Raw genomic sequence first — 13,125 nt, forward strand, 5'->3', positions numbered from 1 at the left:
ATCTTCCCCGGTATCATGGCTAGGTTTTTTATTTTTGCTAAATCAATGCCAGCATAACATTTTCCAAGCATATACTTGACTTATTATTGGTAACTGGCCTAAGTTATTCCAAGAATTTACTTGTTTAATTTTATCGTAACCACCAAATCAACTCAACAACCAGATTTCTGGCAGGATAGAAACGTGATAATAAATGATGCAAGCCGTTGGAGTGACCTGTTCTCCGGTAAAAATGCGGCCTTCGCCATAGCCCTGTCAGGGGGTGTGGTGCTACATGCCATTAATATCTATATTGCTACCACCATTTTACCGTCCGTGGTACTGGATATTGACGGTCTGAGCCTGTACGCCTGGAACACCACGCTGTTCGTCACCGCCTCAATCCTCGGTTCTGCCCTTTCTGCGCGCTTACTCAGTGGCTACGGGCCACGTAGCGCATACCTGTTTGCCTCGCTAATCTTTATGCTGGGCAGTGCGTTATGTGCCATGGCACCGAACATGCCACTGATGCTGTTGGGCCGCACCGTACAAGGCTTAGGGGGTGGTTTCCTGTTTGCACTCTCTTACGCCATGATTAATCTGGTATTTCCACAATCATTATGGCCACGGGCAATGGCGCTGATTTCAGGTATGTGGGGTGTTGCTACCCTGGTTGGCCCTGCGATTGGTGGCATCTTTGCTGAAATGAACGCCTGGCGTTTTGCGTTTTGGACGCTACTCCCCATCACCCTGATTTATGCCATCTTTACCTGGAGAATCCTGCCAGCAGGCCGCTCCAGTACCACAACAGCATCGGCATTGCCCGTCGCACAATTGGTGTTATTAACCGCGATTGTTTTGACTATTTCTGCCAGCAGTATTGCCAGTAGCGGCCTGATAAACATGGTGGGTATGGTGTTTGCCATCTTACTGTTGCTGTTGTTACTGCGCATAGAATCGCGCGCCACCTCTCGCCTACTGCCAAAAGATGCATTGCGCCTTAACTCACCGCTGGCCGCGCTCTATATCACCATCTCTCTGCTGGCGATCGGCATTACTTGTGAGATATTTGTTCCTTACTTCCTGCAAATCCTCCATGGTCAGTCACCGTTGATTTCAGGTTATATTGCGGCCACCATGGCAGCGGGTTGGACCCTTTCTGAGGTAATGAGCGCGGGTTGGAAGAAATCAGGCGTCCGCTGGGCGATTATCAGCGGCCCAATTATTGTGCTAGTGGGGTTAGTGGCGCTGTCTATCTTGATGCCGGCCGGTTCACTCGGCGGCTGGCAACATATGGTGCCGATCGCTATCGCATTAACACTGGTCGGTTTTGGTATCGGCTTTGGCTGGCCACATTTGCTGACTCGCATTCTGCAAGTGGCTGCTGAAGAAGATAAAGACATTGCCGGAGCCTCGATTACCACCGTTCAGATGTTTGCCACCGCACTCGGTGCGGCGATGGCGGGCATGGTAGCCAACCTCTCTGGCCTTAATTCCCCAGGGGGTGTCGCGGGGGCAGAAAATACCGCCCATTGGTTGTTTATCCTGTTTGCCATCGCACCCGCATTAGCGATTATTACCGCACTGCGTTGTGCGACTATCCGCTCGCATACCCTTACAGCTAAAAATACCGCCCGCAGCGAAGCGCAATAATTCGACGTCACCAACCTGCCAACGCGGGTTGGTTTTCATCAGTCATAACATGACGAAGGTGATTAGCAGTTGATCCCACAATAGTGATCACTGGTATGCTGGCTTTAAATTTCACCCACCCAAAGTAATTGAGGTTGCGGGCAGGCATCAAGTAAGCAAACCCCGATGAACTTACACAGTCAAATGATTCGGGTTAGTGAATGAAGCTACCACCCCTGCGACTTCAAGTATAAAGGGTAACGTCATTGGAGTTTGCGATGAAGCCTTCTATCGTGCTGTACAAAAGTATTCCCAGCGATCTGCATCAGCGTTTAGCCCAACATTTTACCGTAAACAGTTTTGATGGTTTAACGCCTGATAATCAGCCAGAGCTATTATCTGCGCTGCAACAGGCGCAGGGGCTTATCGGCTCCGGCGGTAAAATCGATCAGGGCTTTCTACAATTAGCGCCGCGTTTGCGCGCTGCCTCAACCATTTCCGTCGGTTATGACAACTTTGATGTTGATGCCCTGAGCCAGCGTGGTGTTGCCCTAATGCACACGCCAACAGTACTGACAGAAACCGTCGCCGACACCATGATGGCGTTGGTGCTGTCTTGCGCACGCCGAGTGGTTGAATTGGCTGAACGGGTGAAAGCCGGTGAATGGCAAGATAGCATTGGTGATGACTGGTATGGTGTTGATGTTCATCATAAAACTATCGGCATTCTCGGTATGGGCCGTATCGGGATGGCACTGGCCCAGCGGGCACATTTCGGTTTCAGTATGCCGGTGCTGTATACCAGCCGCCGCCCACATGAAGAAGCCGAAAAGCGCTTTAATGCTCGCTTCTGTTCTCTCGATACTTTATTGGCTGAAGTTGATTTTCTCTGTATTACGCTACCGATGACCGAGCAGACCTACCATATGATTGGTCGTGATCAATTGGCTAAAATGAAATCCAGCGCAATATTGATTAATGCGGGCCGTGGGCCGGTTGTTGATGAACAGGCGCTGATTGCCGCGCTACAAGATGGCACGATTCATGGCGCTGGGTTGGATGTGTTTGAACAAGAGCCGCTACCGATAGACTCACCCTTACTCTCGCTGCGCAATGTCGTTGCCGTGCCGCATATTGGTTCTGCCACCACGGAGACCCGTTACAACATGGCTGCCTGCGCGGTGGATAACCTGATCGCTGCGCTAACCGGTACCGTGACGGAAAACTGCGTGAATCCGCAGGTTTTGCAGAAAGCCTAACCACGCCCATTGGCCTGCTAGCAGGCCAATTCCCACTCATCCGCGCGTCTCCTCCCCATAAAATCCACTCAGGGATGAGGCTATTTCTTCACCAAACGGCACACTAAATCAGCCCCAATTCGCATAAACCTCTCGCTCCCTAAATAGGAAGATGTGCCATGAAACATCTCAAAATATCCTTGCTGCTGCTACTTTCACCAGCGGCGATGGCTAACTGGTCACTCCAGCATTTCCCTGTGTTCACCGAGCAGGACAGTGGTATTTTTGTCAGTAATAGCGCACTGACTAAAGGGGAGTATCCACTCAAGTTTTATCAGAATAAACAGTGCTGGCAACCCACCGGACCGGTGAAATTGAACCAGACGTTTTCGCTGCAACCCTGTCAGAATCAGGCCGATATTCAGTGGCGATTGTTCCGTGATGGTCAGTATCAAGCCCGCATTGATACCCGCAGCGGTACGCCGACGCTCACCTTAAGCCTCAAAGAACCTGTGGCAGAAGTGGCAAAAGTCGTGACCCACAGTTGCCAGCGCTGGAATGGCTTGCCTGTTACCGTAGATGTGAGCAAAACCTTTGCTGAAGGCGAAACGATACGGGATTTCTATTCCGGCCAAACGACAAAAGTCTCGCTGGGGAAAATCACGCTACAACCGGCCCCCGAAAGCGGTGGTTTATTACTACTGGAATCAGCCCAAACTCAACATGCCGCGCCATTTAGCTGGCAAAATGCGACGGTTTATTTTGCGCTGACGGATCGTTTTAAAAATGGCAATCCCGCCAATGACCACAGCTACGGCCGCCATGGCGATGGTATGCAGGAAATTGGCACATTCCACGGCGGCGACCTGGCGGGTTTAACCGAGAAACTTGATTACCTGCAACAACTTGGCGTTAATGCCTTGTGGATAAGTTCACCACTGGAGCAGATTCACGGTTGGGTCGGTGGCGGTACTAAAGGCGACTTCCCACATTACGCCTATCATGGCTATTACGGGCTGGATTGGACCCGCCTGGATGCCAATATGGGGACTGAACAGGATTTACATAAGCTGGTTGAACAAGCCCATAAACGCGGTATCCGTGTTCTATTTGATGTGGTGATGAATCATGTCGGATATGCCACTTTAGCGGATATGCAAAGTTACCAGTTCGGTGCACTCTATTTGCATGGCGACCAACTGGAAAAAACGCTGGGTAAAAAATGGACCGACTGGACGCCCGGCAAAGGCCAAACCTGGCATAGTTTTAATGATTACATCAATTTCAGTGATAAAACCACTTGGGACAACTGGTGGGGCAAGCAGTGGATCCGCACCGATATTGGCGATTACGACTCACCGGGTTATGACGACCTGACCATGTCATTAGCTTTCTTACCGGACATCAAAACTGAATCCACCCAACCCAGCGGCTTACCGGTGTTTTATCGGCATAAACCCGATACCGCAGCGCAAGAAATTGCCGGTGCCACACCGCGCGATTACCTTACTCATTGGTTGAGCCAATGGGTACGTGATTACGGTATCGATGGTTTTCGAGTTGATACTGCCAAGCATGTGGAGAAACCAGCATGGCAACAGCTTAAACAACAAACCACCGCTGCATTGGCTGAATGGAAAGCGGCCCATCCTGAACAAGCACTGGATAACTTACCGTTCTGGATGGCCGGAGAGGCATGGGGCCACGGTGTGATGAAGAGCGATTACTACCAAAACGGCTTCGATGCGATGATTAACTTTGATTTTCAGGATCAGGCGAAACAAGCGCTCGCGTGCTTCTCTTCTATTGATAGCACCTATCAGCAAATGGCTGAAAAACTGCAAGGTTTCAATGTATTGAGTTACCTGTCATCACACGATACCCGATTATTCTTCAAAGATGATGCCCAGCAGTCATTACTAAAACAGCAACAGGCAGGCTCACTGCTGCTGCTGGCTCCAGGTGCGGTGCAAATCTTCTATGGTGATGAAAGTGGGCGGCAATTCGGCCCAACCGGCTCAGATCCGTTGCAGGGTACCCGATCAGATATGAACTGGAATGAACTCGCCGGTGCCAAAGGTGCGTTGCTGGCGCACTGGCAAAAAGTCAGTCAGTTCCGCGCTCGCCATCCGGCGATTGGTGCTGGGGTACAACAATCCCAACAAACTGCTGATTATTATGCCTTTAGTCGCCAATATCAAGGGGATAACGTGCTGGTGGTTTGGGTTGGAGACAAGAAAGAATAAATAAGAATATTATCCCGCAAAAACACTTCCTGCCGACACTTTCCATCGGCAGGAAGAAATCTTTCCGCGTTGCGCCCGCTTTTATCTGCGAGTATGGTACTTGTTCACTTACGGATAACAATAAATTTTCATTTATGAAGTTTTCACTTTTCGGCGACAAATTCACCCGCTACGCGGGTATTACCAGACTGATGGATGACCTCAACGACGGCCTTAGAACCCCAGGTTCTATCATGCTTGGCGGCGGTAATCCGGCACATATTCCAGAGATGGATGCCTACTTCCAACAACTGTGTCAGGAGATGCTGGAGCGCGGGCAATTGACCGAGGCACTGTGTAATTACGACGGGCCACAAGGCAAAGACTTGCTACTGAAAGCGCTGGCAAAAATGCTGCGCGACGAGTTGGGCTGGCAAATTGAGCCACAGAATATTGCACTGACAAATGGCAGTCAGAGCGCATTTTTCTACTTATTTAATTTGTTCGCTGGTCGCTATGCTGATGGCAGCCGCCGTCGGGTGCTGTTCCCACTGGCACCGGAGTATCTAGGCTATGCCGATGCGGGTTTGGATGAAGACCTGTTCGTGTCTGCCAAGCCGAATATTGAGCTGCTGCCAGAAGGCCAATTCAAATATCACGTCGATTTCGAACACCTCAATATTACCGATGATATTGGCCTGATATGTGTATCGCGGCCAACCAATCCTACCGGTAATGTAATTACCGATGAAGAGCTGATTCGCCTTGATGCAATAGCTCAGCAACGTGATATTCCGTTATTGATTGATAACGCCTATGGTGTGCCCTTCCCCGGCATCATCTTTACTGATGCTACGCCATTGTGGAATCCGAATATCATCCTGTGCATGAGCTTGTCGAAGTTGGGCTTACCGGGTTCCCGCTGCGGTATTGTGATTGCCGATGAGAAAGTGATTTCGGCCATCACCAATATGAATGGCATTATCAGCTTATCACCCGGCAGCATGGGGCCAGCGATCGCCGCCGAAATGATTGAGCGTGGTGATTTGTTGCGCTTATCCAATGAGGTGATCCGGCCGTTTTACTTTGAACGGGTGCAGCAAACTATCGCTATCCTGCGCAAATATCTGCCGCCCGAACGCTGCCTGATCCACAAACCCGAAGGTGCTATTTTCCTCTGGTTATGGTTTAAAGAGCTGCCGATCAGCACCGAACTACTTTATCAGCGCCTGAAAAAACGGGGAGTGTTGATGGTACCGGGCCACTATTTCTTCCCTGGTTTGGAACATGACTGGCCGCACACCCATCAATGTATGCGGATGAACTATGTGCCCGCACCTGAGCAAATCGAAAAGGGTGTCGCAATTCTGGCCGAAGAGATTGAGCTGGCATTTCAGGAAGCGAAGTGATTATTAAGCAGCAAATTGCGTAACTTGCTATTCCTTTGGAAAATATCACCTTAGTCTTTATACGGTGAGGATAGGCAGAAGAGTAAAGCGTCCGCGCCAGGGATGGCGCGGCTCGAGCCTCCAGGGATGGATTGACGGCATCTTTACGATCTGCCTGTTCTCACTGTATTAACACCCTATACGCAGGATAATCGGCTATCCATTACAATGTCCAGAACAGCACGGCGAGTATCTGCGGCGACATTATTCGTAAGAACATCGCCAGTGGGTAAACCGTGGCATAAGAGAGCGCTGCCGCACCGCTGGTTGGGTGCAGGCCATTAGCAAATGCCAACGCCGGAGGATCAGTCATTGACCCGGCTAACATACCGCACAGCGTCAGATAGTTCATCTTAGCTAACATGCGTGCCAGAATTCCTACAGTCAGCAACGGGATGCCGGTAATCATCGCGCCATAACCAATCCATGCCAGCCCATCACCATTAACCAGCGTATTAATAAAATCACCGCCGGACTTCAGCCCGACCACTGACAGGAACAGCACAATCCCCAGTTCACGCAAGGCCAGGTTGGCACTCGGTGGCATAAACCAATACAACTTACCGATGCTACCAATACGCCCAAGAATCAACGCCACCACCAGTGGCCCACCCGCCAGCCCGAGCCGTAATGCTGCCGGGAACCCAGGAATGAACAACGGTATCGACCCCAGCAATACCCCCAGACCGACACCGATAAATACCGGTAACATCTGCACTTGTTGCAGCTTCTGTTGCGCGTTACCCACAACAGCGGATACCGCCTCAATTGCTTCTGGGCGACCCACTAAATTAAGAATGTCACCGAATTGCAGACTGGCACTGTTACTGGCCACCAGTTCGATACCCGCACGATTAAGGCGCGTGATAGCCACGTCATACTTCTGCTTCAGATTGAGGTCACGGATTTTCTTACCTAACACCGCTTCGTTGGTGACTACCACCCTGGCGGTTTGCAACGCTGTCCCCGCGGTGGAAAGCGTAACGTCCACCTCTTCCCCCACCACCAGCCGCACTTTTTCTAAAGCTTCACGCTGACCCACCAAATGCAAATAGTCCCCCAGCTCAATCACTGTGGCGGGCAACGGTACCATCAGCAAATCACCACGTTTCAATCGGGAACAGACCACCTCATCACTATTGAGTAACGGCACATCCTGTACTGACAAACCATTCAGATTAGGGTTGCGCACCGCAACGTTCATGGTTTGCAGCAATTCACGATTCTGCCCGTGGCTACTATCAAACTCCTTGGCCTCACGATCAACGTTGATTTTAAAGAATAAACGGATCAGCCACATCACCAGCAAAATACCACAAATCCCAAATGGGTATGCCATGGCATAACCCATCCCCATTTGGCTAACCAACTGAGGTGGTGACCCCAAATCAGTAAGGATCTGCTGCGCCGCCCCAAGTGCCGGTGTATTGGTCACCGCCCCCGAAAACACCCCCAAAATAATCGGCAGCGGCACGGCAAACAGTTTGTGAATAATGGCGGTCACCAACCCACCAACAACCACCATCAAAATGGCAAAGCAGTTAAGCCGTAACCCCGATACCCGTAGTGAGGAGAAGAACCCCGGCCCGACTTGAATACCGATAGTGTAGACAAACAAAATCAGGCCAAATTCCTGAATGAAGTGCAGCATGTCGCCATTAAGAACAACATCATAGGTTTGTGCAAAATGGCCCACAATAATGCCGCCAAACAGCACCCCGCCAATACCTAATCCAACACCATAGATCTTCCAATTACCGATCCATAACCCCAATACGGCGACCAGCGCCAACATACTGACGGTAAGGGCGATAGCACTCATAAATCACTTCCTTGCCTAAGTTTAACAACCGGTCGGCCATGTGAAATATCACCAATGTCATACATAGCCTTAAATTCTTATAATTAGTAGGGATTCTGTCAGAAGGGAGAACGGTTGAATGTGTGATACACCACAAAATGCACCGGAGAGCGGGGAAACTCTCGGTAACAAAACGCCGCTAACAAAGCGGCGGCGTTAAGTAAGAAGGGTATACCGGCACCTCACGCGGAGGTACCGGTCATCATAATTACTGCTGTTCAGTTTGCTCGGTTGCCGCTGGGCTATCTAATACTTGACGCTCCGCAGGTGCAGCATTGCCGATGGTAATACGCTGTGGTTGCAGCGCTTCTGGCACTTGGCGCAACAGATCAATATGCAGCAGGCCATTTTCAAACTGAGCATTATCTACATTCAGATGCTCAGCCAGAGTAAAGGTCAATGAGAACTCTTTACGTATCAAGCCTTGATGCAGGTATTCAACCTGTTTTTCTACCGGCGCTGGCTTACCGCGTACCGTCAGGCGTGGGCCTTCTACTTCGATATCCAGTTCGCTCTGCTTAAATCCGGCTAATGCCAGTGAGATGCGATAGTGGTTATCATCAGTTTTCTCAATGTTATATGGCGGGAACCCTTGGGCATCCTGACTGCCTTGCATTGAGTTGGCCAGTTTATCAAAACCAATCCACTGACGAAGTAAAGGTGACAAATCATAATTACGCATAGATATAACTCCTTCTAAGAAGCGAGATAATAGAAAGCCGATCAGTCCCCAATTACGGCAGACTTGGCTCAGTTATTAATAATGTGACTTAGCCATATTATTGAAAAAATATATTAAGCTGATTGCTTAATTTCAATACGGCGCGGTTTTAAACTTTCAGGTACCAATCGCTCAAGATCGATATACAGTAAGCCATTCACTAAGTTGGCACCTTTAATTTTAATGTGCTCAGCCAACTGGAATTTCCGCTCGAAGTTGCGCTCAGCGATACCTTGATATAAATAGGTACGAGCCACAGGTTCACCAGCATGGGAACCTCTAACAATCAATATGTTATCTTGAGTAACGATGTCCAACTCCTGCTCTGCAAAGCCTGCCACAGCGATAGCAATGCGGTAGTTATTTTCGTCTACCAACTCGACGTTGTAGGGAGGGTAACCGCCATTACTTTGATTCTGGCCGGATTCTAATAGATTAAATAACCGGTCGAAACCGATAGCGGAACGGTACAATGGAGCAAGCTCGGAATTACGCATAAAAACTGCCTCCTAAATATATTAGCAAGGGTGTTATCCTATTTTTAATTAAGCCTTCCATCATGGACAGGCTAATAGTCTGAATACCCTATCGGCGTATTCTCTCTGACCTGATAATAAGATGGTATCGGTCTTGTTTTTTTCAAGAGTAAAATCAAAAAAATTTTACGAGAAAAATCCTAATAGGATGTTTATTAAACTAATATTCGATAAATTAGTTGTTATAACTTACACTTAAGTTAAATCAGTCCACAAGATTGAATCTTTGACCATCGGAAGTGTCTGTAAATGGGTGTAACAATTTACGACAAAACCTGACATAGTGTATGTGTCAGTTAATCACGGTTTCATGAGAGCTGAGTACAACAATGAGAAATACAGTTATCCCTTTTGTTACCAGTTGTTCTCTGCTGTTCGTTAGTGGCTGCTCAAGCATTATGACCCACACCAGCAGCAGCCAGGGCTACTACTCCGGCACTGAAGCCAATGTGGCGATGCTTAAAGATGACAATACCGGCTGGGCGCTACGGCCCCTGTTGGCAGTAGATCTGCCCTTCTCTGCGGTGATGGATACTCTGCTCCTGCCCTACGATTATCTGCGTTCAGATAATGAAGACAAAATGGCCAGTTCACCGCGTGAGCGTGTTCGCCAATCAGAAACACAAAATCAGCAACCGGCCCAAACAGTCAGTGCACCAATACAATAATCACAGCGCGTGGCCTCTCCAGCCCCTGACAGTCTTATCTTGAGGGGCTTAGCACGATGCATTCACGGTAAAGATTTGCACCCACCCATCTATTTCCCGCATAAATGCCACCTTATTACCGTCTGGTGCAAAAACTACGGCATCCGCCAGCGGTGCAACAGCACTGCGAGCTGTCAGACGGCGCAGTTGACCCGTGGCACTATCACAAAGCATCACACTGTTATCACAGACAAAAGCCAAACTACCGCCCTGTGGATGCCAGCTAAATGCTGATTGAATGCCCCCCACGCTGAATGTCAATTGCCGTAGTGCGCCACCATTGGGGGAAGCCAGCCATAACTGCACGATGCCGTTATCATCTTTCATCAAACAAGCAATGGCACTGCCATCTGGCGATGAACGCAGCCAATGGCGCGGGCTGGTCGCAAGACCGGGGAAAAGCCGCTCGCTGGTGTAAGTTAGCCGCCGCTGAATCACCCCTGCAGGTGGCGCAGGCAGGGTAGTTTGCGTCCCCTCAAGTGGCTCCGCTCCGGCGCGGGCATACTCTCGGTCATGTTCAGGCAAATCCGCAATAAAGATTTCTGGGATTTTTTCACCCTGCGCTGAGAGGGTGTCGCCGATAAAGGCTAATGCCCAACGCTGACGGGTGCCATCCGCTTTAAGATACCCCTGCGCACCAATCCACCCCTCCTCGTATGCCCGATTTATCTGGTCGCTGCCCGCTTGTGGTCTGGGAGTGGTACGACTGACCAAAACACAGAAATGGCTGCCATCGTATTCGCGAGGATGCTGTTTCGGTGGATTAACGCCATGCAGCGGCAGTGCAATGCCCACGTTGCGACAATCCAATGACGGGTCTACTTCATGTAGTACATGGTCGTTATAGGTGAAGCTAAGGCGGCTGCCATCAGGGCTGAAAACGTGGACATGGCTACCACCACGCAATGCCCCTGGGGTATAGGGTGGGCTGATATCCATCGCATCCAGCGTTACCGCCAACTCTCTGTCTGGTTCAGATACAATCACACCGCGCCGGTGATGAAAATCATAGTGCCAGTAGTTATCAGGATGCTCTGGCCCGTGGATAAACACATAGCGTGCCGGAGAGTCCGGGCTAACCGTTACCACACCAACATAGGCACCCTGCTGAGCGCGATAAATCACCTCAATATCACCAGTGATACAATTAACCCGCTCAATCGTTAAGCCACTAAAAGTGCCACCATTGGGCCGTACATCGTAGGCCAACCATTGGCTGTCAGAAGTCCAGACGTTGATATTGGTGAGTTGATGACCGCGAGGATCAAAGGTGAGTTGCTGTTCTTGTAAAGGGGCATCTTGCAGACAGGTCATCTTGGCTCCGGTGATACGGAAGACTAAATCATTTATACAGATTATATCACCAGCCGGTGTATGTGGTCAGAAGCTCTGCATATCGCCATTATCAGCGGTATGCAGAGTCAGGGTTTATCCTACCCGTTTTACATCTCCGACGAGGAAGATATAAGAAAGTGCCCCCATAAATGCCACTGCTGCGATATAAATTAGAGAAGGCGCAAAACCATAATCCTGGGCCAGATAACCGACCACCAGTGGAACCGTGATCCCCCCCAGCCCACCGACAAAGTTAAAGACACCGCCCGTCAGGCCAATCAACCGCACCGGTGCCAATGATGAAACCAGCGACCAGGTAATAGAAGCGAAGCCGTTACCGAAGAAGGCCAACCCCATTAACACCATAATCCAGAACGGATCGTTGGTATAGTTAGCCCCCATAATGCAGGTAGAAAGCAATAAACCGCAGATAATTGGCGTTTTACGGGCAAAACCAATGGATTTGCCTTTGCGTACCATGCGGTCGGCCACCAGCCCAGAGAGCAATACACCAAAGAAAGCAGCCAAAAACGGTACGGTCGTCATAAAGCCGGCAGTCAACGCACTGATATGTTTCTCTTGGGTCAGATAGTTAGGGAACCAGGTCAGGAAGAACCACAGCGTTGAGGTTATGGCAAACTGCCCAATATAGACACCAACCAGTTTGCGGTTAAACACCAGTTTCCACTCAGCAGCCGTGATGGGTGTTCGGGCTTTTTTCTCGGTTGCAGCATCACCATCAACAATACCGCCACCCGATTGAATGTAATCCAGTTCGGCCTGATTAATACCTTTGGATTTGCGTGGTGGCTGATAAACAAAGTGCCATATCAATGCCCATATAATGCCGATCCCTCCAGTGATAATAAATACCCAGTGCCAACTGAGGACTTCCTGTACCCAAATAAGTAATGGGGTCAGAAATGCCAGACCTACAAACTGACCTGAGGTATAAAAACCAACTGCCGAGGCTCGCTCCTGCTCTGGAAACCAACTGGTAACAATACGGTTATTGGTTGGGAAAGCAGGCGCTTCAAATAAACCGGTAATAGCACGTAAACCAATCAGGGTACCCAGTCCGTTAGCGAAACCCTGTAATAAGGTCGCGACTGACCACCCAAAAATCGCAATGAAATACGTCATTTTGGAGCCAACGCGATCGAGGAACCAGCCTCCGGGGATCTGGCATAACGTATAGGTCCAGGCAAAAGCGGAGAAAATATAACCCATCTGGGTTTTGGTGATACCAAATTCTTCCTGAATATGGGCTGAAGCAACGGCAAGGTTGGCTCTATCAACATAACAAATGACAACCGTGACAAATATCATAAATAGTGTCAGATAGCGCCTTTTGCTTGGGGCAGTAGCTAAGGTCATTTCCATGGTAATGATCCCAATGATAATCGGATTAATATACGCCGAAGCTCCCTGCCAGAATTACTG

General features: G+C 49.6%; 10 protein-coding genes. 5 read left to right on the top strand and 5 right to left on the bottom strand.

What is annotated here, in order from left to right; genetic code table 11:
• Positions 1–189: 189 nt before the first annotated feature.
• The 4 genes from A6J67_RS02960 (at position 190) to A6J67_RS02975 (ending at position 6,483) form a co-directional block, all read left to right on the top strand.
• Entirely contained in the window at positions 190–1,632 is a 1,443-nt protein-coding gene (locus A6J67_RS02960; protein WP_050297667.1) for an MFS transporter, read from the top strand.
• Positions 1,633–1,889: 257 nt separating this feature from the next.
• On the top strand, positions 1,890–2,870 hold the full coding sequence (ghrB, locus tag A6J67_RS02965) for a glyoxylate/hydroxypyruvate reductase GhrB (RefSeq protein ID WP_050297644.1): 981 nt from the start codon (positions 1,890–1,892) through the stop codon (positions 2,868–2,870).
• 158 nt (positions 2,871–3,028) lie between these two features.
• On the top strand, positions 3,029–5,095 hold the full coding sequence (locus A6J67_RS02970; protein WP_080608049.1) for an alpha-amylase: 2,067 nt from the start codon (positions 3,029–3,031) through the stop codon (positions 5,093–5,095).
• A 134-nt stretch (positions 5,096–5,229) separates the two neighbouring features.
• Positions 5,230–6,483 (top strand): valine--pyruvate transaminase, encoded by a 1,254-nt coding sequence (locus A6J67_RS02975; RefSeq protein WP_005186795.1) that lies wholly within the window; start codon positions 5,230–5,232, stop codon positions 6,481–6,483.
• A 202-nt stretch (positions 6,484–6,685) separates the two neighbouring features.
• Here A6J67_RS02975 and A6J67_RS02980 read toward each other — a convergent pair whose 3' ends face one another.
• From A6J67_RS02980 to ibpA, 3 genes are all read right to left on the bottom strand, one after another.
• A complete protein-coding gene (locus A6J67_RS02980) occupies positions 6,686–8,344 on the bottom strand; it encodes a putative transporter (protein ID WP_005186793.1) in 1,659 nt (552 codons plus the stop codon).
• Positions 8,345–8,591: 247 nt separating this feature from the next.
• The gene (ibpB, locus tag A6J67_RS02985; RefSeq protein WP_005186791.1) at positions 8,592–9,065 is read right to left on the bottom strand and encodes a small heat shock chaperone IbpB; all 474 of its coding nucleotides are present in this window, start codon (positions 9,063–9,065) and stop codon (positions 8,592–8,594) included.
• 113 nt (positions 9,066–9,178) lie between these two features.
• Positions 9,179–9,601, bottom strand: coding sequence for a small heat shock chaperone IbpA (gene ibpA / locus A6J67_RS02990; protein WP_032906740.1), 423 nt, complete (start codon positions 9,599–9,601; stop codon positions 9,179–9,181).
• A gap of 368 nt (positions 9,602–9,969) precedes the next feature.
• Here ibpA and A6J67_RS02995 point away from each other — a divergent pair, with 368 nt between their 5' ends.
• Entirely contained in the window at positions 9,970–10,308 is a 339-nt protein-coding gene (locus A6J67_RS02995; RefSeq protein WP_042568831.1) for a YceK/YidQ family lipoprotein, read from the top strand.
• A 48-nt stretch (positions 10,309–10,356) separates the two neighbouring features.
• Here the strand turns inward: A6J67_RS02995 and A6J67_RS03000 are convergent, their stop codons facing one another.
• Both A6J67_RS03000 and A6J67_RS03005 read right to left on the bottom strand, forming a co-directional pair.
• Positions 10,357–11,661, bottom strand: a complete 1,305-nt coding sequence (locus tag A6J67_RS03000; protein WP_050297642.1) for a DUF3748 domain-containing protein — start codon at positions 11,659–11,661, stop codon at positions 10,357–10,359.
• Positions 11,662–11,775: 114 nt separating this feature from the next.
• Positions 11,776–13,065 carry an MFS transporter gene (locus A6J67_RS03005; RefSeq protein WP_005186782.1) on the bottom strand — a complete coding sequence of 430 codons (1,290 nt, stop codon included), beginning with the start codon at positions 13,063–13,065 and terminating at the stop codon, positions 11,776–11,778.
• Positions 13,066–13,125: the final 60 nt, after the last annotated feature.

Source organism: Yersinia sp. FDAARGOS_228 (genome assembly GCF_002073315.2).
GTDB classification, from domain to species: domain Bacteria; phylum Pseudomonadota; class Gammaproteobacteria; order Enterobacterales; family Enterobacteriaceae; genus Yersinia; species Yersinia intermedia.

Excerpts from the sequence above, each read along its gene's own strand:
- ghrB (WP_050297644.1), top strand. The coding sequence starts at position 1,890 with ATGAAGCCTTCTATCGTGCTGTACAAAAGTATTCCCAGCGATCTGCAT.
- A6J67_RS02970 (WP_080608049.1), top strand. The coding sequence starts at position 3,029 with ATGAAACATCTCAAAATATCCTTGCTGCTGCTACTTTCACCAGCGGCG.
- A6J67_RS02975 (WP_005186795.1), top strand. The coding sequence starts at position 5,230 with ATGAAGTTTTCACTTTTCGGCGACAAATTCACCCGCTACGCGGGTATT.
- A6J67_RS02980 (WP_005186793.1), bottom strand. The coding sequence starts at position 8,344 with ATGAGTGCTATCGCCCTTACCGTCAGTATGTTGGCGCTGGTCGCCGTA.
- ibpB (WP_005186791.1), bottom strand. The coding sequence starts at position 9,065 with ATGCGTAATTATGATTTGTCACCTTTACTTCGTCAGTGGATTGGTTTT.
- ibpA (WP_032906740.1), bottom strand. The coding sequence starts at position 9,601 with ATGCGTAATTCCGAGCTTGCTCCATTGTACCGTTCCGCTATCGGTTTC.
- A6J67_RS02995 (WP_042568831.1), top strand. The coding sequence starts at position 9,970 with ATGAGAAATACAGTTATCCCTTTTGTTACCAGTTGTTCTCTGCTGTTC.
- A6J67_RS03000 (WP_050297642.1), bottom strand. The coding sequence starts at position 11,661 with ATGACCTGTCTGCAAGATGCCCCTTTACAAGAACAGCAACTCACCTTT.
- A6J67_RS03005 (WP_005186782.1), bottom strand. The coding sequence starts at position 13,065 with ATGGAAATGACCTTAGCTACTGCCCCAAGCAAAAGGCGCTATCTGACA.